The 25,738-nt window shown below is 61.9% G+C and carries 27 protein-coding genes and 1 tRNA gene; 12 read left to right on the top strand and 16 right to left on the bottom strand.

Features of this window, described 5'->3' with window-relative positions; all coding sequences use genetic code 11:
• Nucleotides 1-131 precede the first annotated feature (131 nt).
• From ACMV8A_RS14760 to ACMV8A_RS14745, 4 genes are all read left to right on the top strand, one after another.
• On the top strand, nucleotides 132-503 hold the full coding sequence (locus ACMV8A_RS14760) for a c-type cytochrome (protein ID WP_495326644.1): 372 nt from the start codon (nucleotides 132-134) through the stop codon (nucleotides 501-503).
• A gap of 171 nt (nucleotides 504-674) precedes the next feature.
• A complete protein-coding gene (locus tag ACMV8A_RS14755; protein WP_495326643.1) occupies nucleotides 675-1,019 on the top strand; it encodes a hypothetical protein in 345 nt (114 codons plus the stop codon).
• Between the two features lie 20 nt (nucleotides 1,020-1,039).
• Complete coding sequence (locus tag ACMV8A_RS14750; protein WP_495326642.1) at nucleotides 1,040-2,407, top strand: rhomboid family intramembrane serine protease; 1,368 nt, start codon at nucleotides 1,040-1,042, stop codon at nucleotides 2,405-2,407.
• Nucleotides 2,408-2,454: 47 nt separating this feature from the next.
• Complete coding sequence (locus tag ACMV8A_RS14745) at nucleotides 2,455-3,063, top strand: DUF4202 domain-containing protein (protein WP_495326641.1); 609 nt, start codon at nucleotides 2,455-2,457, stop codon at nucleotides 3,061-3,063.
• A 47-nt stretch (nucleotides 3,064-3,110) separates the two neighbouring features.
• On the opposite strand, the gene ACMV8A_RS14740 is transcribed toward ACMV8A_RS14745, so the two are convergent.
• The 4 genes from ACMV8A_RS14740 to ACMV8A_RS14725 all read right to left on the bottom strand — a co-directional run bounded on the left by ACMV8A_RS14740 (nucleotide 3,111) and on the right by ACMV8A_RS14725 (nucleotide 7,189).
• A tRNA-Gly gene (locus tag ACMV8A_RS14740) sits at nucleotides 3,111-3,186 on the bottom strand.
• A 90-nt stretch (nucleotides 3,187-3,276) separates the two neighbouring features.
• The gene (locus ACMV8A_RS14735; RefSeq protein ID WP_495326640.1) at nucleotides 3,277-4,572 is read right to left on the bottom strand and encodes an FCSD flavin-binding domain-containing protein; all 1,296 of its coding nucleotides are present in this window, start codon (nucleotides 4,570-4,572) and stop codon (nucleotides 3,277-3,279) included.
• Between the two features lie 23 nt (nucleotides 4,573-4,595).
• Nucleotides 4,596-5,177 carry a c-type cytochrome gene (locus ACMV8A_RS14730; protein WP_495326639.1) on the bottom strand — a complete coding sequence of 194 codons (582 nt, stop codon included), beginning with the start codon at nucleotides 5,175-5,177 and terminating at the stop codon, nucleotides 4,596-4,598.
• Nucleotides 5,178-5,209: 32 nt separating this feature from the next.
• Nucleotides 5,210-7,189 carry a multiheme c-type cytochrome gene (locus tag ACMV8A_RS14725; RefSeq protein ID WP_495326638.1) on the bottom strand — a complete coding sequence of 660 codons (1,980 nt, stop codon included), beginning with the start codon at nucleotides 7,187-7,189 and terminating at the stop codon, nucleotides 5,210-5,212.
• A 386-nt stretch (nucleotides 7,190-7,575) separates the two neighbouring features.
• Here ACMV8A_RS14725 and ACMV8A_RS14720 point away from each other — a divergent pair, with 386 nt between their 5' ends.
• A complete protein-coding gene (locus ACMV8A_RS14720) occupies nucleotides 7,576-8,289 on the top strand; it encodes an rRNA pseudouridine synthase (RefSeq protein ID WP_495326637.1) in 714 nt (237 codons plus the stop codon).
• Between the two features lie 9 nt (nucleotides 8,290-8,298).
• On the opposite strand, the gene ACMV8A_RS14715 is transcribed toward ACMV8A_RS14720, so the two are convergent.
• From ACMV8A_RS14715 to ACMV8A_RS14690, 6 genes are all read right to left on the bottom strand, one after another.
• Nucleotides 8,299-8,445 carry a hypothetical protein gene (locus ACMV8A_RS14715; RefSeq protein WP_495326636.1) on the bottom strand — a complete coding sequence of 49 codons (147 nt, stop codon included), beginning with the start codon at nucleotides 8,443-8,445 and terminating at the stop codon, nucleotides 8,299-8,301.
• A gap of 130 nt (nucleotides 8,446-8,575) precedes the next feature.
• Nucleotides 8,576-9,250, bottom strand: coding sequence for an arginine N-succinyltransferase (locus tag ACMV8A_RS14710; protein ID WP_495326635.1), 675 nt, complete (start codon nucleotides 9,248-9,250; stop codon nucleotides 8,576-8,578).
• A 75-nt stretch (nucleotides 9,251-9,325) separates the two neighbouring features.
• Nucleotides 9,326-9,889 (bottom strand): hypothetical protein, encoded by a 564-nt coding sequence (locus tag ACMV8A_RS14705; protein ID WP_495326634.1) that lies wholly within the window; start codon nucleotides 9,887-9,889, stop codon nucleotides 9,326-9,328.
• 105 nt (nucleotides 9,890-9,994) lie between these two features.
• Entirely contained in the window at nucleotides 9,995-10,279 is a 285-nt protein-coding gene (locus ACMV8A_RS14700) for a YebG family protein (protein ID WP_495326633.1), read from the bottom strand.
• A 158-nt stretch (nucleotides 10,280-10,437) separates the two neighbouring features.
• Entirely contained in the window at nucleotides 10,438-11,124 is a 687-nt protein-coding gene (locus ACMV8A_RS14695; RefSeq protein WP_495326632.1) for a DUF6901 family protein, read from the bottom strand.
• A 136-nt stretch (nucleotides 11,125-11,260) separates the two neighbouring features.
• A complete protein-coding gene (locus ACMV8A_RS14690; RefSeq protein WP_495326631.1) occupies nucleotides 11,261-12,928 on the bottom strand; it encodes a hypothetical protein in 1,668 nt (555 codons plus the stop codon).
• A gap of 187 nt (nucleotides 12,929-13,115) precedes the next feature.
• Between ACMV8A_RS14690 and ACMV8A_RS14685 the strand changes: the two genes are divergently transcribed.
• Nucleotides 13,116-13,742, top strand: coding sequence for a hypothetical protein (locus ACMV8A_RS14685; protein WP_495326630.1), 627 nt, complete (start codon nucleotides 13,116-13,118; stop codon nucleotides 13,740-13,742).
• A 21-nt stretch (nucleotides 13,743-13,763) separates the two neighbouring features.
• Here the strand turns inward: ACMV8A_RS14685 and ACMV8A_RS14680 are convergent, their stop codons facing one another.
• The 5 genes from ACMV8A_RS14680 to ACMV8A_RS14660 form a co-directional block, all read right to left on the bottom strand.
• The gene (locus ACMV8A_RS14680) at nucleotides 13,764-15,764 is read right to left on the bottom strand and encodes a cache domain-containing protein (protein WP_495326629.1); all 2,001 of its coding nucleotides are present in this window, start codon (nucleotides 15,762-15,764) and stop codon (nucleotides 13,764-13,766) included.
• 206 nt (nucleotides 15,765-15,970) lie between these two features.
• Nucleotides 15,971-16,606, bottom strand: coding sequence for a transglycosylase SLT domain-containing protein (locus ACMV8A_RS14675; protein ID WP_495326645.1), 636 nt, complete (start codon nucleotides 16,604-16,606; stop codon nucleotides 15,971-15,973).
• A 22-nt stretch (nucleotides 16,607-16,628) separates the two neighbouring features.
• Nucleotides 16,629-18,518: a propionyl-CoA synthetase gene (locus ACMV8A_RS14670; protein ID WP_495326628.1), complete on the bottom strand. Its 1,890-nt coding sequence runs from the start codon at nucleotides 18,516-18,518 to the stop codon at nucleotides 16,629-16,631.
• Nucleotides 18,519-18,676: 158 nt separating this feature from the next.
• Entirely contained in the window at nucleotides 18,677-19,000 is a 324-nt protein-coding gene (gene soxZ, locus ACMV8A_RS14665) for a thiosulfate oxidation carrier complex protein SoxZ (protein ID WP_495326627.1), read from the bottom strand.
• Nucleotides 19,001-19,022: 22 nt separating this feature from the next.
• A complete protein-coding gene (locus ACMV8A_RS14660) occupies nucleotides 19,023-19,481 on the bottom strand; it encodes a thiosulfate oxidation carrier protein SoxY (protein WP_495326626.1) in 459 nt (152 codons plus the stop codon).
• Nucleotides 19,482-19,691: 210 nt separating this feature from the next.
• Between ACMV8A_RS14660 and ACMV8A_RS14655 the strand changes: the two genes are divergently transcribed.
• The 3 genes from ACMV8A_RS14655 to ACMV8A_RS14645 all read left to right on the top strand — a co-directional run bounded on the left by ACMV8A_RS14655 (nucleotide 19,692) and on the right by ACMV8A_RS14645 (nucleotide 22,368).
• Entirely contained in the window at nucleotides 19,692-21,293 is a 1,602-nt protein-coding gene (locus tag ACMV8A_RS14655; RefSeq protein ID WP_495326625.1) for a sensor domain-containing protein, read from the top strand.
• A 103-nt stretch (nucleotides 21,294-21,396) separates the two neighbouring features.
• On the top strand, nucleotides 21,397-21,882 hold the full coding sequence (locus ACMV8A_RS14650) for a hypothetical protein (protein ID WP_495326624.1): 486 nt from the start codon (nucleotides 21,397-21,399) through the stop codon (nucleotides 21,880-21,882).
• A gap of 39 nt (nucleotides 21,883-21,921) precedes the next feature.
• The gene (locus ACMV8A_RS14645; protein ID WP_495326623.1) at nucleotides 21,922-22,368 is read left to right on the top strand and encodes a YaiI/YqxD family protein; all 447 of its coding nucleotides are present in this window, start codon (nucleotides 21,922-21,924) and stop codon (nucleotides 22,366-22,368) included.
• A 12-nt stretch (nucleotides 22,369-22,380) separates the two neighbouring features.
• On the opposite strand, the gene ACMV8A_RS14640 is transcribed toward ACMV8A_RS14645, so the two are convergent.
• A complete protein-coding gene (locus tag ACMV8A_RS14640; protein WP_495326622.1) occupies nucleotides 22,381-22,893 on the bottom strand; it encodes a hypothetical protein in 513 nt (170 codons plus the stop codon).
• A 146-nt stretch (nucleotides 22,894-23,039) separates the two neighbouring features.
• Here ACMV8A_RS14640 and ACMV8A_RS14635 point away from each other — a divergent pair, with 146 nt between their 5' ends.
• The 3 genes from ACMV8A_RS14635 (at nucleotide 23,040) to sthA (ending at nucleotide 25,671) form a co-directional block, all read left to right on the top strand.
• Entirely contained in the window at nucleotides 23,040-23,762 is a 723-nt protein-coding gene (locus ACMV8A_RS14635) for a cytidylate kinase-like family protein (protein ID WP_495326621.1), read from the top strand.
• The gene (locus ACMV8A_RS14630; RefSeq protein ID WP_495326620.1) at nucleotides 23,759-24,199 is read left to right on the top strand and encodes a F0F1 ATP synthase subunit epsilon; all 441 of its coding nucleotides are present in this window, start codon (nucleotides 23,759-23,761) and stop codon (nucleotides 24,197-24,199) included. Before ACMV8A_RS14635 ends, ACMV8A_RS14630 begins: the two co-directional genes overlap by 4 nt.
• Before the next feature lie 86 nt (nucleotides 24,200-24,285).
• The gene (gene sthA / locus ACMV8A_RS14625) at nucleotides 24,286-25,671 is read left to right on the top strand and encodes a Si-specific NAD(P)(+) transhydrogenase (protein WP_495326619.1); all 1,386 of its coding nucleotides are present in this window, start codon (nucleotides 24,286-24,288) and stop codon (nucleotides 25,669-25,671) included.
• The last annotated feature ends 67 nt before the right edge of the window (nucleotides 25,672-25,738 follow it).

Here is a 25,738-nt window from a genome sequence, read left to right as displayed (position 1 = left end):
CCTGATCACGGACCAGCCGAACCGCCCCCAATTTGAATTCCCGACTAAATTGCCTTCTTGCCATTTCTTACCTCCAGGTTTCATCATGCCACCTTAACTAGGTGTACGTGAAACCTGGGGCAGGCCAGCCGATGTCAAACCAAGCCAAAGCAATTTTTCTGTTCGCAGCACTGATCGGTGGCAATGCCGTCGCAATGGCAGCTGAAGCGGGTGGCGACGCGTTGAGCAAGGGGCGCTCAATCTACGCGCAGCGTTGCCTGCACTGCCACGGTGACCAGGCGGACGGCAAGGGCCACCTCGTCGATTTTCTTAAGGTTGCGCCTGCCGACCTGACCGGGCTCCAGAAGCAAGGCAAGGGCTGTGTGACCGAGCGGGTGTTGAAGGCGGTACTAGGCCGTCATACCACCGATACCAAGGAACACAAAATGCCCTTGTTGAAGGACAACATGACACCGGAGGATGTCTACGCCGTCAGTGAGTTCATCAAGTCGGTGCAGAAGTAGTCCGCTAGCCACAGGGTACTTTACTTGAATCCCTGCGGTGCATACCGCAGGGATTCTTTATTTCAACGGTACAGGACGACAGGGGGCACGTTGGTCCGCCGAGGGAGGGGGATAACCCTTTTCGGGCCGTTCGGATATATTGGGCAGCATCAATGCACCCGGGAGATATCCATGATGCGGGAAAGCCTGAAGGACTGGACGATGCTCGGCCTGCTGCCTATTGCAGGCATGATCCTGGCGTTCTGGATGCTGTTGCAAGGACAGCCACTGCTTGGATGGGGCTTGGCGTCATTGGCCCTTTGCTTTGTGCTCTATTACGTGTCGGTTTCTGGCAGCAAGAAGTTGCGGCGCAGCGAAATCGCCGCCCGCGTCCCGGCCTGTCTGTTCTCGCCGCCGTTGATTGTGTTGTCGTTCGGCGGGGAGAGTAGTGTGGAGCGCACCGTCGCCCTTGCTGCATGTCTGGTCATCATTCTGCTGCCGCTGTTCGAACACCGGCTGTATCGTCCGAACGAATAGCGCCGCAACGGCCGACATTCATGCTTCTGATGATTCCCCACAGTGCCGACGTTGGCTGGGGGCGCATGCCCTGGCTGGTGTTCGCCTTGATGGCACTCTGCACCGCCATCTATTACGCACAGGATACGAACAAAGCCGCCATCGAAGCCGGATTCAATGCGTATTGCTACGCACCCAATGAACCCGCCTCGGACTCTGCACAGGCCAGCAGCCTGCGCAGTGAGCCGGAGTATTGCATTTCACTCCTGGGCGTCCTGCACCAGCGGCCGGATAAGGAGGCCTACCGCGAATATATGCGCGCGGCCGGGGCGGGGATGACCGATCCTGAGCGGCGTCAACGCTATAACGCACACATCGCTGACTTGTTTGCCGAGTACGAGCAGGCGCGCCTGTTTGTTCCGTCGAGCCTTGATGCAAAGTTGATGGCCGATCCGCTTTCCTATAACCCGTGGCGCAGCATTACCTCGGCGCTGGCCCATGGCAGCTGGTGGCACCTGCTCGGCAATCTGATCTTTTTCTTCGCCTTCGCACCGGCGTTGGAGATGGTTATCGGCAGCCGCCTGCGTTTTGCGGCGGCGATGGTGCTCATCGCCCTGACCGCCGATCTAGCCTATTTTTCCACCGTTCATTTGTTTGATCGTCCGCCATTGCCGGCGCTGGGATTTTCCGGCGTCGTCACGGGCATGATCGGTTTGTCCGGTTATCTGGTGCCGAATGTGCGCATACGCACCTTTGTCTGGGTGCTGCATTACGCACGCAACGTCTATCTACCGGCCTGGCTTCTTGCCATGTGGTATATCGGCTGGGACGCCTGGTATATGATCAGCGACGGTGGCAGTTCGGGCATCAACTTCATCGCCCACGTATTCGGTGGTGTGAGTGGTTATCTGATTGGCCGGTTCTGGTTTGCCAACCGGAAACAGGAGATCGCCGACGAAGTCGCCGATGAAATTGAGTATCGCCGGGCCCGGCGTGCGGACGTATTCGGCGTTCTCGATTCCTCCAGGTCACGCAATCCGCACAGCGTCACCGCGGCGCGGGGGCTGGCGGCGCGCCGCGAGTTTGCCGCGTTTGTGGACCAGATTTACCATGCCGTCGAGGTAGGCAACGACTCGGCGGCCATCAATCTCCTGCTGAGTCGCCATGACGAGTATCAGCATGCCATCGAGTTGTACGAAGAGATTTACCGGCAGATGCTGACATGGAAACAGACGCGGGCAGTTCTGTGTCTGTCACGGCTGCTGATCAGCGAGTACATCGCCTTGCGCAAATACGCCAAGGCAAGCGAAGTGGCAAAGCGGGCGCGTGAAAGCGCGCCGGATTTCGCGTTTGCGGAACCGGGACATGAAGACCTGCTTGCCGCGGTGGCGCGACCGATTTCGGGTTAAGGAAACAAACGGACCAGAGGGGCTCGACCCCGCTTGGGAAGGTGATCATGGCTATTCAATCGCATGAGTTCATTCGGGCCGTTGCGCTCATCGACGCGGCCAATGCGGAAGACCCCAACACTGAATTCGCGGAGGGCAAGGAGTGGCCGAAGGAACTGCTCTATTCCCACCGCATGTCCGATGTCCTGCAGCGCTATACGCCGGAGGCGGACGAGGCGCAGCAACTGGCGATCCGTGCGCAGCACATCCAGCGCTGGAAATCGCCGCGCAGCGACTATCCCATGGACCGCAACGGCTATCTGCAGTGGCGCACCCATCTCTACAAGTTCCATGCCGAGACGGCGGCCGCATTGATGGCGCAGGCGGGCTGCGCCGAGGCTGACATTGAACGGGTCAAGCAGGCGGTGGGCAAGCGGGCGCTCAAGGTCAATCCGGACACCCAGTTGCTGGAGGATACGGCCGCGCTGACCTTCATCGAGCATTACATGCTGGATTTCGCGGGCAAGCATCCCGAATACGACGAGGCCAAGTGGCTCGACATCATCCGCAAGACCTGGAAGAAGATGTCTGGCCGCGCCCAGCAGTTTGCCTTGTCTGGCGGCATCAAATTGCCGGAACCGCTGGTGCCGCTGATTCAGAAGGCCCTGGCGGAGTAGGGAAGGACGTCAAGCGGCGGCCGCAATGCGGCCATGACCGTTCAATATGGAGCGGGAAACGAGACTCGAACTCGCGACCCCAACCTTGGCAAGGTTGTGCTCTACCAACTGAGCTATTCCCGCGGTGGAGGCGCGCAATTCTAGCGAGTTACGCGCCTCTGTCAATGCCGGCGTTGTGATCTTCGGCGAATCTCCAGGCGGTTGCTCCTCGCCTTACTCCATCATGTCGTTGATGACGTTCTTGAACCAGCTATGGGCGTAGCTCACTTCGCGCTTGCGCAGTTCCGCGCTGGCGTTGAGCGGTGAGACGCCGCCAGAGTTGGGCATTTCTTCCACCGTCTTGCTGGCCGAGTTCCAGCCATACACCGCGGCGACGGAGATGCCGAAGTCCTCACCCAGAATGCTGTAACAGGTGTTGGTGAAGGTAGGGTCGGCCGGCTCCCGGCCCTTGAAGCGCTCGGTGATCGCCAGGGCGGCCACCTTGGCCTGGGAGTTGGCCGCGTAGGCCGACTTGGGCATGGGCGCACCGGCCGTTGCATCGCCCAGGACGTAGATATCCTTGTGGCGGCTGGATTCGAAGGTGCGCTTGTCCACCGGGCACCAGTCGCCGTCGGTCAGGTCGGCGGCAAAGGCGATGGCGCCGGCCTTTTGCGGCGGAATGATGTTCAGCACGTCGGCCTGGAACTCGTCGAACTCACATTGCAGGGTGCGCGTGCCCGGGTCCAGCGACTCCACCTTGCCGCCCATGGCGCCGCTCACCCACTCGATCATGCTGTTGTTGCTGCCGTAGCCATACAGCTGGGTCCAGCCTTCGTAATACAGCCCCTGCTTGGAGAAGGCGTCCTTGGCATCGAGGATCAGGATCTTGGCGCGCGGCTTGTGGTGCTTGCAGTACATGGCGATCTGCGAGGCGCGCTCGTAGGGGCCGGGTGGGCATTTGAAGGGATTGGCCGGCGCCGTGATGATCACCGTGCCACCCTTGGGCATGGCCTCCAGCTGACGGCGCAGGAGCTGGGTCTGTGGACCGGCGTTCCAGGCGTGGGGAATGGTTTCGGCGGCCTTTTCGTCATAGCCCTCGATGGCGCCCCACTTGAAACCGATGCCGGGAGAGACCACGCAGGCATCGTAATCGAAGCGGTGACCCGCCTTGGTCTGTACCGTCTTCTTCACCGGGTCGATGCCGGCCACCGTATCGATCACCACCTCGACACCGTGACGGCGCAGGCCGTCATAGCCGAAGGTAAGGGATTTCAGGGTGCGCTCACCGCTCAACACTTCATTGCTCATGAAGCAGGAGGTGTAGGTGGGCTTGGCCTCAATGAGGGTGACGGACAGACTCGGGTCGAGCTTGCGCAGATATTTGGCCGCGGTGCAGCCGCCGACGCCGCCGCCGACCACCACCACGCGGCGGGGGGCGCCCAATACCAAGGAAGGAAAGCCGAGGGTAGCGCCGACTACGGTGGCGCCGCCGAGTGCACGAATGAAGGTTCTGCGCTGCATATTGGTCATGGCTGGTTTCCTCGGCGCCACCATCACTGCTGGCTGCCGTAGTAGTGGATGAGGGCGGGAATGGCCTGCTTGCCTTCTTCCGCAATCGCATCATCGACCTTGCGCTTCATCTTGCGCGGCCACTCGCGCTTGCCGGACATGAAGTCCGCCATGGTGTATTCCAGATAGGGCATCCACTGGCCGGCCAGAGTGCCGGCGTCGCCGGGGCGGCCGCCATTCTCATGGCACTTCTCGCAATGCTTGTCGTGCAATTTGGCGCCGCGCGCGGCGAGCGCCGCATTGTGTTGCTGGGGGTACAGGCGCAGCTGCTGCCCGGCGAAGAACCAGGCCATCTCCTTGAGCTGGGCATCGCTGTAGCCGCGGGCGATGCGGTTCATGATGGTGGCATTGCGCTCATCGGCCTGGTAGGCCTTCATGGCATCGACGAAGACCTCCGGGTCCATGCCGGCGATGGAGGGCATGGACGGACCCACGCTGGAGCCGTCGGTGCCGTGACAACCGGCGCAGGTGAAAGCCAGGGCCATGCCGGACGGACCGGCGGCCGGCGCGGCAGCCGGGAGCAGAGCCAGCACGGCGACGAGGAGACTGCGAAGCTGTTTTTTCATGGTGTCATCTCTCTGCATGGTTGCCGTTTGCCTCAGTCCGGCATGGTCGCCAGACCGATCAGCACCAGGGTGAGCAGGGCGAGGCCCGCCATGATCAGCACGCTGGTGATGAACGATGCCGCCAGGTCGGCACGGCGCGACGGCCGCTTGACCAGATGCTTCTCCAGCTCGCCGGCGGCGACCAGGCGCTCGTATTCGAGGCGATGGTCATGCTTGAACTCCTCGATGGGGATCGCACCGGTGAAGATGGTGGTGCTCATCGGGAAGCGCTCGGGACGGAAATGCACATTAAAGAAGTGCACCGAGTTGAGGAAGATGGCCGCCAGCAGCGCCTCCTCGGCATGGATCAGGGTGGCGATGTTGAACACCCAGCCCGGCAGAACGGTAGCGGTGGCCTCCGGCGCAAACAGGATGATGCCCGACGAGCCGATCACGGCTGCGCCCCAGAACGGCGCCCAGTAGTCGAACTTCTGCCAATAGGTCCAGTGGCAGAACTCGGGGCGTGGGCCGCGGCCGAGGAACCAGCGGAACATGTCGCGCAGATCCTGCAGGTCCTTCCAGTTGGGCAGCATCGAGGTGCCGCCGAACCACTCGAAGGTCTTGCGCTTGCGCCAGATGTTGGTGAGTGCGATGGCCAGGTGCACCACAAAGATGGCCAGCCAGATCACGGCGGCGGTGCGGTGGATGATGCCTTCCACCTGCGGGCCGCCGAGGAAGGCAATCACCGCCTTCGCCCAACTGGTGTGGGAGAACAGCAGCGTGGTGCCGGTGAGGATCAGGGTCATGGTGGAGATGGCAAACAACGCATGGATCCAGCGCCATACGACAGAGAAGCGGCGGAAATAGACGATGTCGGGGCGATCCAGATTCTCGATGAAGCCCTTGCCCTGGAAGCGATCCATCAGCTCGCGGTACAGCCACAGCAGCACATGTACCCAGAAGAAGGCGATGACGCCGAAGATCAGCGCCTGCATGAAGCGCTTGGCCCACCACAGCGCCGGATAGTTGTCCTTGTCGTCCGCATCGCCGTGCGGCCAGAAGCTGAGGAAGTTCTCGTTGGCATTGGTGTGGCAGTTGCGGCAATTCTCCAGCCGGTTGTTGGCGTGGATGGCGGAGGTGGGATCGTCCTTGCCCTTGACCGCGTGGCCGCCGTGACAGTCATGGCACTTGGCGGTGTTGGTGTAACCGAGGCGGTGCACCTGGCCATGGTAGGAGGAAAAGTAGGTGCGTTGCGCATCCTGATGGCAGTCACCGCAATTCTTGGTGATCGCCAGCTTGGCGGAATCCGATTCCGGCGAACTGATGGCGTGGGTGGTGTGGCAGTCGGAACAGACCGCGGCCTTGCTGTCGCCTTTCTCCAGCACGGCCTTGCCGTGATCGGAGGTGCGGTACTCGGCCAGCTGTTCCTCATGACAGCGCCCGCAGACTTCCGGGTTCTTCAGGCGCTTTTCGTCGCGCTGAATGCTGCCGAGCTTGCCGACGTTGTGACCGTCATGGCAGTCGTAGCAGGTGGCGTTGGTGCGCGATTGATCCAGCTTGTTGGGCTGGGCATGGATCGAGCCCATGAAGTTGTCGATCTGCTCAATCACCACCTTGAGGCGTTCGTGTTTGCCACTCGGGTCATTCTGATGCTTGGCCCAGGTTTCCTTGTGGCAATCGACACAACCGACGATGAGTTCCGGCGCCTCGCGATGCGGTACGCGGCGGATGGTGGTATGACAGCTATTGCACTGTTGTTCTCCGTGGACGCTGGCCTTGATCTGCTCGGCGTGGACGAAGATGTTGATCTTGCGGCCGTCATCGCGCACATCGGTCTTTTCATTCTCATCGCCGTGGCAGGTCAGGCAGCGCTCGTTGGGAATGATACGTTTGCCGGTAGCACGGTCGAAGTGCTGGAGGAGGGTATCGCCCTGTGGCTCAGTCGTTGCGCTGTAGACCGCGGGTGCGGCGAGCAGGCCAAAGACGGCCGCGCAGAGGCAGGCCAACGCCACGGGGGCGATGCGGATAGGCATCGTTATGCTCCTGTATCCTTTGGTGATCGCGCAGCTCAATGGCTGCTGCGTGCATTTATATCTGTCGCAACGCGAGACTGTCGTCAGGTATGAGCGTTGCGTTAGTTACTCTTTCAGTTAAGTGCCATAGCAAAGGCAGTGCCAATCCAAAACTCACAAAAACTGAGCAAACTGGTCGTTATGAGGGGTGGAAGCTCAACTTGTCATGACATCTGACACATGACAGCGCGGTACACATGCCAATTTTGGCGCAGTTCCGGGGGCGCAACCCCCGATACATCGACAAGCGCCTGTCATTTTGCGCAATAGCAAATTCTGACCTTCCTGTGAAGGCAGCGGGCCGCACCGGTTACAATGATGCCCCGCCCACCTGGAGCCCCCCCCGCATGACCGAACCGTTGCGCCTCGCCAAGCGTCTTGCCCACATGCTGCCGTGCTCGCGCCGCGAGGCCGAACTCTACATAACCGGCGGTTGGGTCCGGGTCGACGGGGTGATGGTGGATGAGCCGCAATTCCGGGTCAGCGAGGGACAGAAGATCGAACTCGACCCGCAGGCCCGGGCCGAGCCGCAAGAGCCGGTGACCCTGCTGCTGCACCTGCCGCCCGGCACCGATCCGGCAGCGGCGGTGAAACTGATCTCGCCGGCCTCCCATGCGGCGGACGATCCCAGTGACCAACGGGTGTTGCGCGGCCATTTCATCCGTCTGGCCTCGGCCCTGCCGTTGCAGGCCGGGGCCGCTGGATTGGCTGTTTTCACCCAGGACCGGCGCGTGCTGCGCAAGCTGGGCGATACGGCCCATCCGCTGGAGGAGGAGTATGTTGTCGACGTCCAGGGCACACCCGTTGCCGGCGCTCTCGAACAGCTGCAGCACAGCCTGCGCTTTGAAGGCCAGCCGCTGCCGGCCGGCAAGGTGAGCTGGCAGAGCGAGAACCGGCTGCGCTTCGCCCTGAAGGCGCCGCGGCCGGGCCAGATTCAGTTCATGTGTGAACAGGTTGGGTTGAGGGTGGTAACGATGAAGCGCATACGCATCGGCCGCCTGCCGATGGCAAAGCTGCCGCCGGGTCAGTGGCGCTACATGGGTACGCGGGAACGGTTCTAGCGAGATGGACTAGACGACATCCGGCTCGGCGTGCACCGACTCCAGGGCATCCTTCAGCGTTTCTTCCGGCAAGGCATTCAGCATCTCGGACAACACCTCGGCGGCGTTGACCACGCCCTCCGGCAGGCTGGCAGCGTCGGTATTGGTGACCAGCACCGCCGCCGCACCGACGACGCGGAGCAGGTGCGCCGCTCGCTCATCAGCATTTCGATCTCTTTACTCAACAGTTCGACTTCCTGCTTGTTCATCGATGTTCCTATGTGTCATCCGGTGGCCGCCGTTGCGATCACTCCTTCAGCCGCAGCCGCAATTCTCCATCCTTCACTTCGATGGCATCCACGCCATCGGCAAAGGACTTCCAGAGGCCCTGGTCGGCGCCGAACTCCTGCACCAGGTCAACATTCTTCAGATTACCGAGCCAGGCGTTGGGCACAGGCACGCCCCCGATGCTGACACCTTTGAGAATCATCACCGGGCGGCCCTGGGCGTAGCGCATCTCCATGCCGGCGGTCAGCTTGATGGTCTTGCCGCCGAGCAGGGGAAAGTCGGGGGCCAGCGGCACCAGCAGCTTGGCACTGGCCAGATTGTCGGACAGGTCGATGGCGAGACGATGGGCCAGATCGGTATTGGTGGCCAGCAGGGCATTGAGCTCTTTCTCGCTGAGGGCGATCTCGCGGCGGGCACCGGCCTCCGCGTAGCGCTCGGGGGTGAGGGCCGGCTGGCCGCCGGTGGCGGGACGCGCCTGGCGTGCGCGAGGCTCAAGGCGTTCCAGCTTCTGCTCCAATACCTGCGCCTCTTTCTGGCTGAGGGTGACCGGCTTGAATTGCGAGGGAAAAACGAGCGTAAAGACCAGCCACAGGGTAAGCACCACCGTAAGCAGGAAGGTGAGCAGGACGATGGCGGCAATCTTCCAGCCTGAGCCGGTCTTCGCCGGGGCGGTGGCCTGGGTTTCAGTGGTCATGGATATACTCGTGACAATGCGAACTCTTCTGCAAACGTATCGATAGTCTCATGCTCTGGTGGCAGGATCGAGAGATCAGAAGCTCAACACAAGCCCGGTGCTGATGGCAGAGAAGGCTTCGTTCTGTTTCACACCGTCCGGCGCCGTATAGCCGTCGATGCTGCCGCGGGTGTAGTGGAGATACCAGTGCGTTGCGGTGGCGGCGTAGCGGAACAGTTCGTATCCCATACCCACTTCATAGGCATCGCCGCCGCCGTTCGCAGCCTGATAGGCATTGTCCCAGTGGGTGGCGCGGCCGCCGGCCAGCCTGACGTACAGCCTCGACTCGGCGCTGGGCCACAGGCGCGCGACCGCGAACAGGGTAGAGATTCCCTCACCGTCGGCTGGATTCCACAGGTTGCCGGATTTGATGTTCCAGCCGCCGGCGGCGAGGCCGATCTGCACCTGCGGATGGAGCGTATAACCGCCGGACAGGGCAAGATTGAGGCGCGTCAGGCTGCGCGCCTGCGCTACCGTCGGCTCCAGACGCAGGTTGCCGACACCCAAATCGATGGCGCCCCAGAAGCCGTGGCGCGCCGCATCCGCAACGGCGACACCGCTGCCGAGCAGACAACACAAGAGGACAAGGAGGTGGCGCATGGGAGTGGCCTGCCGTTGGGGAAGAGCGTCGCCTGAACAACTATAGCAGGGGCAGGGCCAGGCACCGCCTGCTGCCGGGTGGCAGAGGCGGCGAGGCGGTAGCGCTCAGGCACCGGTCTCGGCGGCGGGCTTTTTCGGCTGAATCTGACGCGGCTTCTTGCCGCTGACCACCTCCAGCAGGCGCGGGCCGTGATTCTCCACCAGGGCGGTGGCAAGTTGATGGGCGCTTTCGGTAGGCAGGGTGATGCCGGTCTCTTTGGCGGCCTGCTCCAGCAACTCCGCCAGGTTCTCCTGCTGTTCCAGGCGGGCATCGTAGGCCTCTGCCTCGGCGCGGTTATCGAACATCGTGGTCAGGTCCTTGTCGCTTGCGTATTTGACGATTACGGCCATTTTCGGAGGGTTCCTTCTGGGTGATTGCCTTGGCCCCACACGCGGGAGGCGCGTGGCGCGTGTACACGGCGCATACTGTATAGATATACATGATATAAGACAAGCGGTGGATGGCTGCCCGAGGCCATCAGACCGGGCGGCGCGGGGGATGGCGGGGGTCAGAAGCCCTTGCGCAGCAGCGGCAGCATCTTGCCCAGTACATCGTCCACGCCCATGCCGACCAGGTGGGTGAGGGAGACGTAGGATTGCAAGGCGTTGATGCTGGCATCTTCCCTGGAGGCGGTGCGCAGACGCTTCATGAAGTGGATATTGACGGTTTTCAGTTCGGCGTAGAGCTGCTCCAGCCCGCTCAGCTCCCAGTCCGGTTGCGCGTCGCCTTCGCGCAGGCTGAGGTACTGTTTGACCAGATAGGCGCCGGCCAGGCGGTGGAAGGTTTCCTCCAGATTGGCGAAGGGGAGGTGGAAGTAGGCCAGCGGCTTGAGGCGGGCGAGGATCGGACAGGCGCTGGAGGCCATGATCACGCCGAAGATGGAGTTGAGAAAGGTCTGCGAGTCGGTGTTCTTGAAATAGCTGCGCTGGCGCGTATGCACCCACACATCGGCACGCTGGATGGACAGCGTTTGCACGAACTGCTCTGCAATCTCCTCGATGTCGACGGCGGCCGGGCAATAGCGCGCCGTGGCGGGATCGAGCGGGCAGTTGCTGCAGCGGTTGTTCTCCAGCCGAGTCCACTCGGCGTGGGCGCCGGTACCGGCGATGGAGTTTTCCGAAGGGCGATCAATATCGATCTCGAAGGTGTAGGAGCGCCCGTCTTCCAGCTTCAGTTGGTAGGTGATGATATTCATGGGCGCTTGGCCTTACGCGGCATGACTGCCTGTTGGTGGCCGCCAGCTTAACGCACCGCCTATCCCGGCAGCCAGAACCTTTTCGGACATTCGTGACGCGGCCCAAAGTATTCCGCTATCCCGGCAATGGTGCTGATTAGCAGAAGGTCTCGCCGAACAGGGGCAGGCCTTGGCCGGCGATCTGCCGCCGCAAGTCTTCGCTGATGAAGAACGCCGGCACCACCAAATCGGTGGCACGGCAATGGCGGGCGATGACCGCCATTGCCTCGTCACGGCTCTGAAACCGCGCCTTGGTCTGGAACTTGCCCTGACCATCGGCGACGCGCCATTTGTCCTCGTGTTTTTCCAGGTTGAGCCAGGGGTCGCGTGTGGCAATGAGGGTGGACTCGACCTGACATTGGAATGCCCGGCCGAGGCGGTTCAGTGCCTGGGGAATTTCACGATCGTAGTGGTGCTTGATGGGCGTGAGCTCGCGCCTATAGCGCAACTCCTGGATATCGCCCTGCGGCCAGGCGATGCCGGCGTAGCCATTCTCGCTGGCATGGATCAGCATCAATTTGGCGGCGAGGGCGGCCCATTCCTTCTTGAACGGCGCATTGGCCACCTGGCCCCACCAGCTGCTGTCGTAGCCATCACGCTTGCCGCACTGATGCCAGTCGCTCTGGATTTCCTCAATGAACAGCAACATGCGGCCGCGGTTGTCGCTGCGCGTGGTGGTGCGCAGGTGCACCAGCACATTGTGGTCGTAGAAATGGGCGCCGAAAAACACCCGTTGGTGGTCGGGCAGGCTGACGATCCATTCGCGATAGTCGTGGCCACCGTACAGGGTGAGGTGATCATAGCGCGTGTGGTTACTGGCACCACTGCGGATATCGAAGTGTTCGCGGGCATGACGGTCAGCCGCCAGCTTGGCATCGAGACTGCTGTCGAAGAACAGCCTGTTGGCGTCGCCCACCGCTTCGGGATTGGCAACGGCACGGCCATACGGGTCAAGGGCAAACCAGTATTTGTTCAAGGCCATGTGATGACCGTTGTGCAGCGTCTTCACCACGCCGACACGGTAGTTATAGCAACTGTCGACGTAGCGCTGGACGCACAGGCAGCTGGCGTCCAGTTTCAGCGCGGCCCGATAGACAGCCTGATGGGGCATGCGCCGCACCACCTCACGGAAATTGAGGCCACCGTCGGCGCCCCATACCTGCTCGGTGCTCAGCTCGAGGCGGATGGAGCTGAAGTTCACCTGCTGGAGGACTTGTTGCTTGCTGAGCACGGCATCTGGTGCCTGCGGGTGCAGAAAGTCGGCCAGGCCGGACCACTGCAACTCCTCGGCACGCACACCCTGCTGCGCCATGTTGGCGAGGGTGGCGCGCCACTGGGCAACACTGGCGCGCTGCAAGGGCAGGGCCTGCAGGCGATCGCACAGCAAAGAAAACAGGTGGCGCGGTGCAGAGTAGAACTTGGCGGACAGCTGCGCCTGATTGTCGACGAGGCGGCGGCGGGCGGTTTCAATGACGCGACGCTGGTCATCCTGCCGTATCCAGCGCTCCAGCGCGACCTTGTCGTCCTCCGGCCAGTCGGCAGCGTGGCGCACGCTGTCGAGGGTGTAGCCAGAAAATACATAGTCGTATTCGGTCCAACCCTGGCGCGGCGTGCCGTCGTCGTCACGATAGCGATAGACCACGTCCACCAATCCATACAAGGCCGGGTGTTCTGCGGCCGGCCCCACGCCCGCTTGCCGCAAGGCGTGGTATCTGGAACGGTCCGTGGACAGATCGACGACTCTACCGCTAGGCAATACCAGCATGTGGTGTGGCCCCTCCGTGCCGGATCATACGCTACCGCAATACCTAAGCAAAATACTCATCTATTGCCCTGTATTCAACCCAACAGAAAGTCAGGTTATACCGGAATTAGACAACGGGATTTTGACCGGTGGCGCGGTTGGGTCTTACTCTTACACCAACGACGGCCTGAAGCCTGCGAGGCATGCCATGAGCGAGAATACGTTTGCAGTGATGTTCAGCGGCGAGCTGGTCGAAGGTGCCACTACCGAACGGGTGATGGCCAATTTCGCCCAATTGTTCAAGGTGGACATGGCCAAGGTCGCGCCGATGTTCAGCGGCAAACCGGTGACCATCAAGAAAGGGGTCGACGAGGCCACCGCCAAAAAGTACCAGCAGGCGCTGCTGCAGGCCGGTGCCGTGTGTCAGGTGGTCGACCTGGCCGCCGCCGTGCCGACAACAACTCCCGCGCCTGCAACGGCCGCAGCCGAACCCACCCCGACCGCCGCGACGGGACTCAACGCCACCCTGGCCGAACCAGGCGTACTGATCAAGGAGCCGGAACAGGTCGCCGCACTGGAGGTGGACACCTCCCACCTGAGCTTGGGCGCGGTGGGCGAAACCATTGTCGAGCCGACGCCGGTGGCGGAATTCCAGGCCGATCTGAGTGCGCTGTCCATGGCCGAGCCGGGCGTGCAACTGGTGCCGCCGAGCACTGTAGAGCCGCCGCAGCTCGATCTCAGTGCGCTGACGCTGGCCGAGCCGGGCGTGGTGCTGAAGGAGCCGGAGCAGGTCGAGGCCGCACAGATCGATACCAGCAAGCTCACCCTGGCCTAGCAACCGCCTCCAGCCGGAGCCTCATAACGGCACGAAGATCAGTGCCAGCACATCATTGTCGTAGTCGCCGGTGGTTTTGTATTCACGGTACCCCTGCGACATGGCCGCACCAACGGCATAGTGATGACCTGCGTATTCGAGCATCGCGGCGCCGCGTTCACCGTTTTTCAGCGTGAAGAAGCCGCTCTCCAGCGTCAGCCGCTCTCCCGGGGCCAAATCGTCTCGGCTGCTAGCGATGATACGGCCGTCGCGCTCCACGAACACACCGAACGCGCCGGGCACTATCTCGCCGCTTGCATCGCGCGGCAGGGTATCCGTCAGCATGGAGCAGAATTGCGGTGCGGCATCAAAGATGGTGGCAATGCCCCCCACCACCCGCTCACAGGCAATATCACGCACCGCGGCGAGGTAACGATAGGTATGGCGATCCTCGTAAAGTGGCGTCGCGGCAAAGGGTGATACCGCATACTGCTGCGCTGCCCCCAGGGCAAGTGTGGCGCGCACATCGTCCGTGTGGGGCAGGGGCCGCCCCACCCAGGACGCTGCCTGGGCACTGGAAACGGCGGTGATCACGCCACTGCCATCGAACAGGAGCAGATTGCTGTAGACGGTATAGAGTCCGTTGATGTACCGCAGCACCTCCGCCAGCACCGCATCGTCCGCGGCACTGCGGTTGGCTCGGCCAAGCAGGGCGCGGAACACCGAGGTCTGCGCCCACCAGCGCACATCGTTGGCGCGCTCGTACAGATTGCGATCCATGATGTCCACCGCCAGAAAGGCCTGGAACTGCACCTCGCTGAGCACCGAACTGACCACTGTGTGATAGAGGTCGGCGATGGATTCGTCGAACACGCCGCGGGTGCGCTGGCCGATATTGCGGATTTCCTCCAGCACCGGCATGAATTCGGCGGCATCCTGCTTGGCGGAAACGATCTGCCCGTTCAGGACCACCAGAGTCAGGTCGTCGGTCACCAGTGCGGCATTGCGTCTGATGGCACGCAGCTCTTCGGAAAACATGCGCGACCGCTCTAACCGGTGCTGCCCGGCCTGCGCCCCATGGTTCACCGCAAAGGCCGAGCGCAGCGGACGCATGACATGACCCTGCCAGCCGAGACCGCCATAACCCTGATAGCCGCGGGCCGGGCAGGTGCGCGACAGATAGTGTTCTCCATTGTGCTGAATCACGCCGATGGCGTCGCGGCCATGATCGCGCACCTGCGCGCGTAGCGGCAGCGTCGCTTCGTCACTGCTGGCGATGACGCAGCCCCTGTCGTCGAGAATGGCGATGACCTCTCCCGGCCGGGCCAGATTGGCAAAGATGCCCCGTACCTCGTCGTCGAAGCGAAAACACAGGCACAACACTCCAAGCACCGCGGCGCCGGGACCGTCACCATCGGTAATGGGCGCAGAGAAGATATGGGCAGCGCGACGCTGCACTTGCAAGGCAGAGGGCCCGAACGTCTCAACATAGGGCGCATCGCTGTGCAACACCATATCCAGCAGGGGTGTATCGCTCTGACTGATGGGGTTGCCTGCATCGAGATGGGCACGCACCCGGCCCTGCGGGTCGAGGATGACGATTTCGTCGTAGACGCTGTACTTGGCAACGTATTCACTCAGGCGTGCAATCACGGCCTTGATGCTGTCCGCATTCGCCTCGGGCTGGAGCAGAAAGCCACGGATATCGTCGTCGGTAGCCAGAAAGCCCACATCCGCCGTGCGTTCAAACAGATTGCGTACCAGGATATCGATGGCCGCCTGGGCGCGGGCACTAAATTCCAGCTCCACCTTGCGCACGTTCTCGCGCACCAGGTTGTCGATCAGGTGTCCCTGCAACTCCTGGAAACGGCGTCGGGTATCGTGCATATCGTCAATCAGCGTGTCGGCCACCGCATGGCTGTTGATCTTTCCGATCAGCGCGACCTTGTGCCACCACAGCCCGAGGGCGTCCAAGGCATTGTCATAGCCAACCACCAGCGGCATGTGGCGCAGACATGCGGCATGTAATGCAGACTCGCTCATCCCTCATCTCCCACTGACCGCGCACCCAACCTGGGATGGTGTGCCACGGCGCCTCTAAGCAAGGACGAGGCCATAGCGCTTTCTATATGTACAGCAGTGAGTTAGCAAACAGCGTCTGCTGGGGCGGCTGGGAGCTTTGTGACATTTGTAGCGGCGCGGCGCCGTGGTTGTCGTATATCAGCGGTGGCTGTTGGAGCGGAGCGGGATCACAGGGCCTGTTTGTACCGGGCATACAGCTCGGTGACCCGGCGCACGTAGTTGCGCGTTTCTTCATAGGGCGGGATGCCGCGATGGCGCTCCACCGCGTCCGGCCCGGCGTTGTAGGCGGCAGCGGCGAGACGAATGTTGTTGCGGTAACGGGACAACAGCTCCTTCAGCAGCCGGCTGCCGCCATCGAGGTTTTCATGGATGTCGAAGGGATCGCGCACGCCGAGACTGTGCTGGGTCTTGGGCATGAGCTGCATCAATCCTTGGGCGCCGGCGCGGGAAACGGCCTTATGGTTGAAGTTGGATTCCGCATGCACCACCGCCCGCACCAGGGCAGGTTCCAGTCCATGGCGCTCGGCGGCCGCGCGGATGTGCTGGTGATAATCCTTGTGATTGAGCGGCACGCGGCTCCAGTCGGAACGGGAAAGCTCGCAACCGATATAGCTCAGCAGGCAGCTGGGCACCAGCTTCTCGTACGGCCCGCTGGGCGGCATCAATGCGCTGTAGGTCACCGTGCCATCGGCGTCGGTGTATTTGTAGATATCGGATGCCACCCCCGGAACGGCCACCCACAACCACACGCTGCAGAGAAGCAGCGGCAGGTGCTGAGACCGAGTGTACTGGCGTAGTGGCATGGCGTTGGCTGTTGGCGCATCGTTATCCAGCATTATCGGCCGTATCAAACACCGACTTGAGCTCATCAAGGATCGCCGGATCGTCGATGGTCGCCGGCATGGCGTAGGGCTGATGGTCGGCGATCTTGCGCATCACGCCGCGCAGAATCTTGCCAGAGCGGGTCTTGGGCAGACGCTTCACCACCAGGGCATGACGGAAGCAGGCCACCGGACCGATGCGCTCGCGCACCAGGGCGATCAGCTCCCGTTCGATCGCCGCGACATCACGCGCCACCCCGGCCTTGAGCACCACCAGGCCGAGGGGCGTTTCACCCTTCAACTCATCACTGGTGCCGATGACCGCGCACTCGGCCACGTCGGGGTGGGCGGCCAGCACCTCTTCCATCGCCCCGGTGGAGAGGCGGTGACCGGCGACGTTAATGATGTCGTCGATGCGGCTCATGATCCACAGATAGCCGTCCTCATCCTGGTAGCCGGCGTCGCCGGTCAGGTAGTAGCCCGGGGCAGCGGAGAGATAGGCGCTGACATAACGCTGGTCGTTGCCCCATAGCGTCAGCAGGCCACCAGGCGGCAGGGGGAGTTTAATCATGATGCGGCCGATGGCACCGGCCGGCAACGGCTGGTTGTCGTCGCCGAGCACCTGCACATCGTAGCCGGGCACGGCGCGCGACGGCGAACCAGCCTTCACCGGCAAGGACTCGACGCCCAGACAGTTGGCGGCGATGGCCCAGCCGGTTTCGGTTTGCCACCAGTGATCGATCACCGGAACGTGCAGCTTTTCCTGCGCCCATTGCAGCGTCGGCGGATCGCAACGTTCACCGGCGAGGAACAGGGCACGAAAACGCGACAGGTCATACCTGGCAAGACATGAGGCATCGGGATCTTCCCGCTTGATGGCGCGAAAGGCCGTCGGCGCGGTGAACATCACGTCAACGCCATGTTCGGCGATCACGCGCCAGAACGCGCCGGGATCGGGCGTACCCACCGGCTTGCCCTCGTAAAGGACCGTGGTGCAGCCGTGCAGCAGCGGGCCATAACAGATGTACGAGTGGCCCACCACCCACCCCACGTCCGAGGCGGCCCAGAACACCTCACCCGGCTTCATGCCGTAGACATGGGCCATGCTCCACTGCATGGCGACCGCATGACCGCCGGTGTCACGCACCACGCCCTTGGGCTGACCGGTGGTACCCGAGGTGTAAAGAATGTAAAGCGGATGGGACGACTCCACCGGGACGCAGGCGGCGGGCTGAGCCGCTGCCACCAGGGCATGCCATTCGCGGTCCCGTCCGGGGATCAGCGCCGCCGGCTCCTGCGGCCGCTGCAGGATGATGCAGTGCTGCGGCCTGTGCGCCGCCTGCTCGATGGCCGCATCCAGCAGCGGCTTATAGTGGACGATGCGGCTGGGCTCGATGCCGCAGGAGCCGGCGACGATGACCTTCGGCTTGGCGTCGTCGATGCGAGTGGCCAGTTCGCGTGCCGAAAAACCGCCGAATACCACCGAGTGGATGGCGCCGATGCGCGCACAGCCGAGCATGGCCACCAGCGCCTCTGGCACCATGGGCATGTAGATGATGACGCGGTCACCGAGCTGCACCCCGAGCTGCACCAGGGCGCCGGCGAAACGTGCCACGCGCTCCTGCAGTTGTCGGTAACTGATGCGCTCCTTGATACCGGCCAGCGGGCTGTCGTAGATGATGGCCGTCTGCTCGCCGCGGCCGGCCTCCACATGGCGATCCACAGCGTTGTAACAGGTGTTGAGCCGGCCGCCGGCAAACCAGCGGAAGAAAGGCGGGTTACTGCGATCGAGTACCTGCTGCCAGGGTTGTTCCCAGTGCAGCGCCGCCGCTGCCTCGCCCCAAAAGCCTTCCGGGTCCGCCATGGACCGGTCGTATACCGCCTGGTAACTCATCGTGCCCCCGGTAAATCCATGGTTCTTGTAATCGCGCGACCCGGTGCGCCTTATCGTGGGGGCATCGTAGATCACTGCGCGGGGGTGCGAAAAGGGCACGGGCCATTTTTCCGGCGCGACGGCAGAAAGGAGTTACAGCGGCAGTTCCGGAACGGGCGTTAGCCGACACTGCCCTCCACGGCATCAGCCACGCCCAGATTGTCGATCCAGTACACCCGCACCGTATCGCCCACCTGGGCGCGCCGGATACGAAAGGCGAGGTAGGGATTGAAGGCCATGCCCCAACTCCAGTAGGCACGCAGCACCTCCGTCCCATTGACTTCGGCATGCAGTTCCCGGATGTAGTGGCGCGGAATCAGCTCGCCTGTCTCGGGATGTCTGCGGGTACCGGTTTCCATGGGGTGCTGAATCAGCACGCGCACATCGGCGGCGCCGTCATCGGCCACGGCGCGCAAGCGGTGTTTGCTGGGTCCGTTGGACATGTGCATCACCTCCATTGCCGGTCTAGCAACCGCCGGTTGAGACCTCGATACGGTGTGTGGTGCTGTAATAGCGCCCGCCGGCTTCTACCAGGGCAATAATGCGGCCGCTGCCTCCCACCTTGATGCGGGTGCTCAGCGCCGGTGCCACCGCCGCTGTCAGCTCGAAACGCGATAAGGCAGGGAAGGGGTTCTGTTCCGACAACAACGCAATACTGCGCGTATCAGGCAACCGGCTGATCACCTCCAGCGGCACGGTGCGGCCATCCTGTGCCTGCTCGGCCATCTTGAGCACCACGCCATCACTTGCCGTGATCACAGCACCGCCGGTCAGCGCGTACAGGGCGGCGTCCAGGGTTTGTGCATGGAAGACATCGCTGGGCCAGCGAGCCAATACGGTTTGGGGCTTAAGCAGGCCGGCCCCCGCCAGGGTGGCATAGGCCGCTCCCGTCAGCACCGCCTGAAGAAAGATTCTGCGTACCATGGCGACACCTCCCGGCCCGGAAATAATCGAGTTCTATCCTATGTTATAGAGTGTAGCCCTACCGCAGTGCGTTGATACGCACGCGATAGAGATGGCCATACAAGCCAATTTCCTGGTTAGTCGTAGGCCAATAATTATAGGTCGAGGATGTTGGACATCCCCCGCAAATACTGCTATCAGGTAAGTGCCTCAGCTGACAGGACGTTACCCATGGCCAGCGACATCCCCGTCGACATGCAGCGCATACTGTTCGAGCATGCCAGTGACGCCATCTTCGTGCTGGACGAAGAGGGGAGATTCCTCTCCGTCAATCAGGCGGCCTGCGATTATCTGGGTTATACCAAGGACGAATTGCTGCAGCTGCCGCCGCAGAAGATCACCGCCCCCGAATATGCCTCCAGCTTTGCCGAACGGGTGCAGCGCCTGCGGCAGGAAGGTGCTTGCACCTTCGAAATGGAACACCTCCACCGCAATGGCAGCCGCATCCCGGTGGAGATGCACTCCCGCATGATTGAACACAATGGCGACAACCTGATCCTCACCATCTGCCGCGACATCACTGTACGCAAACAGCTTGAGCTGGAATATCGCTCCATCATTCAGGCGGCCGGGGACGGCTTCTGGGCCGTTCGCACCACCGATGCCCGCATCATCGACGTCAATGAAACCTTCTGCCGCATGGTCGGTTATACCCGTGATGAGCTGCTCACCATGACCATCTCGGATCTGGAGGCAGTGGAGTCACCAGAGGAAACCGCGGCACATATCAAGAAGATCATTGAAACCGGTCACGACCTGTTTGAAACCAAACACCGCCACAAGGATGGCCACATCCTGGAATTCGAAATCAGCGTCAGCCGCGCCGATAGCTGCGGCGGTGTTTTCTTCGTGTTTACCCGCGACATCAGTGAACGCAAGCGACAGGACGCGGAAAACCGGTTGGCCGCGCTGATCTTCAATGCCAGCACCGCCTCCATCATGGCCACGGACGCGAACAATCAGATCGTTAGCGTCAACCCTGCCTTCACGCGCACCTCCGGCTATGAGTTGCACGAGGTCATCGGCAAGAATCCGCGACTGCTGCAATCAGGCCGCCAGGACAAGGCCTTTTATCGTCACATGTGGCAGGCGTTGGCAGACACCGGGCATTGGGAAGGGGAGTGGTGGAACCGGCGCAAGAACGGCGAAGAATATGCCGAGCAGGTAACCATGAATGTGGTTCGCAACCCCGACGGCAGTGTTTATCGCTATGTAAAAATATCGTCCGATATCACCGAAAAGAAAAAACTGGATGACCTCATCTGGCGGCAGGCCCACTACGACGCCGTCACCGGCTTGCCCAACCGGCGCCTGTTCCAGTCCCAACTGGCCGAAGAGCTCCGGCAGTGCGGCGAGCGCGGTCAGCATATGGCGGTGTACTTCATCGACCTCGACGGCTTCAAGGACGTGAACGATACCCATGGGCACGACGCCGGCGATCAGCTGCTCGTGCAGGCGGCAGAGCGGATTGCACGCTGCATACGTGGTTCCGATACGGTGGCGCGCCTGGGGGGCGATGAGTTCATCGTCATGCTGTCGGGTCTGTCCGAATTGACTCGGGTGGAAGCGGTGGGGCGCAGCATTCTCGATGCCCTGTCCCAGCCGTTCGCGCTGGACGATGCCATAGCCACCATCTCGGCCAGCATCGGCATCGCCCTCTTTCCGGAGAACGCAAAGACAGCGGAGAATCTAATCAAGATTGCCGATCAGGCGATGTATGCCGCGAAGAACGGCGGCAAAAACACCCTCTGTTACTTCCAGCAATCTGCGTAGTTCCCATGCTGTGAAGTCAGCCCCCGGCCTGCTGTTGCTTGTTGTATTGCTGACTGGATGCACCGGGGTGCCAGTGACGCCACCGCCCGCGCCGCAAGATCCCGTGAGCGTCTTTCTGCTCGACCATGGCCGGCACTCCAGCCTGGTGTTGCCTGACGGCCTGGGCGGCATGCTGCGTTATTCCTACGGCGACTGGGAGTTTTATGCCCTGCGCCGCACCAGCCTCGCCACCGGTTTGGCCGCGCTATTCGGGCCGACCCAGGCGGCACTGGGCCGCAAGGCATTGCCAGGGCCGATGACTGAATTGATGGTGCGGCAGCAGGTCCGCATCGGCATCGAGCGCCTGTTCGAACTGCGCGTGGAGCGGGATGCCGTCAACGCCTTGCATCGCCAACTGGAGGAGATGTTTCATGACGCACAGGATGCGCGCATATACAATGCCGAGATGGATGTGGAGTTCGTGCCGCACCCCATACCCTATTCGCTAAACCACAACTCCAATCGTGTGGCGGGGGAGTGGCTGGAGGCGCTGGGCTGCACGGTGGGTGGCCGCGCGGTATTCTCGCGCTGGCGGATAGTTCATCCATAGTGGGCGCGATCGCACATCGCCGCATGGGAGTTGAGTGAAGTGCATATTTGGGTGGATGCCGATGCCTGTCCTGCGGTCATCAGAGACATCCTGTTTCGCGCGGCTGAACGCCTGCAAATCCCGCTCACCCTGGTGGCCAACCGGCCGTTGCGCACACCGCCTTCACGGGTAATCAAATCCATCCAGGTGTCCGCAGGCTTTGACGTGGCCGATGATCACATCGTGGCACAGGTACAAGCGGGGGACTTGGTGATTACCGCTGACATTCCACTCGCCGCCGGCGCCATTGAACGCGGTGCTCATGCGCTGAATCCACGCGGCGAACTCTATACCCCGGACAACATCCGTGAGCGCCTCACCATGCGCGACTTCATGAGCCAGTTGCGTGACAGCGGTGTACAGACAGGAGGCCCGGCGGCCTTGTCGCTGGCCGATCGGCAGGCTTTCGCCAACCAGCTGGATCGTCTGCTGGCACGACGGCGCTAAGAAGCCCGCGGCCTACGAACCGCCGGCCGCCGCCTTCAGGCGCAAATAGTCGCCGACCGCGTGATCGATCTCCTGTAGAGTCAGGTGCGGCTCAAAGGCCGCGTTGCCGGTCTTGAAACAGGTAAACGCATGGGCCTGTGGCTCGCCACCACCGCTGAGCCGCCATTCGGTACGAAACTCCGAGGTGTCCAGCATCAGATAGGTGACATCCCAGCGCACCGTATCCAGACGATACTCGCGCGGCGCGAGGGAAAAGTCGGTGGACGGCTTGTGACTCAGCTCCAGCATGCAGTGGGTGCGATAGCGATTTACACCTCCGTGGCCAAAGAAACCAAAACCGTGATGCACCTGGCCGTCCTGAAAATACACCCGTATCACCCCCGCCTTGAATGGCAGGGCACGCTCCAGGGAGAGGAGGGTGCCGACAGGAACCTCATGCAGGAAACGGGGTGCCTGTTGCGGCGCAGTGCCGGCACAAGCCACCAGCAGCAGGGACAGGGGAAACAGCAGTAGCCAGGTACGCATGGCGGATTCCTTTTCATTTGCTGAGTCCAGTATACCTGGAATCCGGGCCTGCCCATGACAGTTGCCCCGTCGCCTGAATACTTGGCAATGACAGCGTGATGCCGGTATCCTCAGGGCAGATTTCACCTTACACGGAGTACAGGGCCTTGGAATTCAGCGACAAAGCAACCCGTCAAGCCCAGGCGTTGATCCAGTCCATCGTCAACGCAGAAATCATCTTTCAGCGCCATCAGCCATCGGTCGGGGGCCGTCCAGCCGTGGTGGCCCTGTCCCGCGATTATGGGGCCGGCGGCGACGAAATCGCACAACAACTGTCCGCCCGCCTGGGCGTCGAGCTGTTTGATCGGCAGATCCTCGAACGTGTCGCCGAAGAGTCCCATATCGATACCCAACAGATGTCGCAACTGGACGACAAGGCAGGGGTCGACAAGGTAACCTCATGGATACGCGGCCTGTTCAGCAACAGCACGGCCTATCCGGAGTCCTACCGCTATCATCTGGTCAACGTCGTGTTGGGCATTTGCCAGAGCGGCGGTGTGATTCTGGGCCGCGGTGCCCATATCATCCTCGCCACGCGACCGGCGTTTCGCATACGCATCGTCGGCAGCCAGGAGAATTGTGCCGAGCGCGTCGCGGCACACGAGGGCCTCAGCATGGATGAGGCGCGCGCCAAGGTAAGCAAAGTGAATGCGGAGCGCGACGATTATCTGTACAACATGTTCAAACGCCACCTGCACGATGCCGGCTTGTTCGACATGGTCATCAACACCGACAAGTTCCCGGACCTGGAAACCGTCGTCGAACTGATTCTCGTCGCCATGGCACAAACTGGCCATACCGTCCCGCCGCAGCAGGGAGAGGCACAGTGATTCATAGCGACAAGACTTTTGTGCTCAACATCGCCAGCCCTGAACGTGCCATCTATACCGGCGAGGCCCATATGGTGTCGGTGCTGTCCGTCAACGGTGAACTGGGCATCCTGCCGCGCCATTCCCCCTTGCTGGCCAACCTGCTGCCCGGCGAGATACACATCACCAAGGCGGATGGTGCCGAGGAATATATCTATATTTCTGGCGGTTACATCGAGGTGCTGCCGCACGTGGTCACCATCCTCGCCGATACGGCATTGCGTGGCGAAGACGTAGACGAGGCCGCCGCTCTGGAAGCCAAGAAACAGGCTGAAAAGACCATACGCACCAGCCCGCTGTACAGCGACCGTGACCAGGCCCAACTCGAACTGATCAAGGCGCTGGCGCAGCTCAAGGCACTGGAACACACCCGCCGCATGAAAAAACGCGGCATGTAGCCCCGCCTGCGCGGCAGCCCCCACCGAGGCCGCCAGCTCCGGCGGGAAGCCTATACTTGGGGGAAATCATTGCAGGAAGGTATGCCATGCAGCACTTCGATTTCGTCGTCATCGGTTCCGGCCCCGCCGGCCAACGCGCCGCCATTCAGGCGGCCAAATTCGGCAAGAAAGTGGCCATCGTCGACCGCCGCGCCAGCGTCGGCGGCGTCTGCCTGCACACCGGAACCATCCCCAGCAAGACACTGCGCGAAGCGGTACTGTACCTATCCGGTTGGGAACAGCGCGGGCTGTACGGACAGGACTATCGCCTCAAGACCGACCTCACCATCGAAGATCTCAAACGCCGTCTGTCCATCACCATCGAGCGTGAAGCCGAGGTCATCAATCACCAGCTGGCGCGCAATGGCGTAACCGTGTTGCAGGGCTCCGCCCGTTTTACCGATCCCCACCATTTGGTTGTCACCAGCAGCCAGGGCAAGACCCAGGATATGCATGCCGACTTTTTCCTCATCGCCACCGGCACCCACCCGGTGCGGCCGGAGGGCATTCCTTTCGACAACAGAACCGTACTGGACAGCGACGATCTCCTCAGACTGGAAAGGCTGCCGCGTTCCCTGACGGTGGTCGGTGCCGGTGTCATCGGTATCGAATATGCGTCCATCTTCAGCGCGCTGGACATCGAAGTAACTGTGATAGATGGCCGCGACTCCATCCTGCCATTCCTCGACCGTGAGGTGATCGAGGAATTCATCCATTTGATGCGCGAGCGCGGCGTGGTATTGCGCCTGGGCGAGGACGTTGCTGGTATCAGTGAGGAAAACGGCCAAGCCGTCACGCGCCTGAAAAGCGGCAAACGCGTCCGCTCGGATGTGGTGTTGTTCGCCGCCGGCCGTTCCGGCAGCATCAACGCCCTGCAGTTGGACAATGCCGGCGTCACCTACGACCAGCGCCATCTGGTCACGGTGGATGAAAACTTTCGTACCTCAGTACCGCACATCTATGCCGCCGGCGACGTCATCGGCTTTCCCAGCCTTGCCTCCACCTCGATGGAGCAGGGCAGACTGGTGGCCTGCCACGCCTTCGGCCATCCCATCGTCAGCCGTAGCGAAAGCCTGCCGTTCGGGGTCTATGCCGTGCCTGAAATGAGCATGGTGGGCATGACCGAACAGGAACTGGTCAAGAAAGGCATTGCCTACGAAACCGGCACCGCGCGCCTGCGCGAGACTGCCCGTGGCCAGATCATGGGCCTGAACCACGGTCTGCTGAAGCTGCTGATCGGCCTGGACGACCGGCGCCTGCTCGGCGTCCATATCCTCGGCGAAGGCGCCACCGAACTGATCCACATCGGTCAGGCGGTGCTGGCACTGGGCGGCACGCTCGACTACTTCCTCACCACGGTATTCAATTACCCGACCCTGACCGAGGCCTACAAGGTCGCCGCGCTGGATGCCTGGAACAGATTGGAGAAATAGGGGGAGTGGCGATGACGAGCACTGTATCTACCGACGTTTTAATTTAACATAATATACATTATGCGCA

The organism is Sulfurivermis sp. (assembly GCF_059410345.1).
This window is presented reverse-complemented; position numbering and strand designations above follow the sequence as displayed.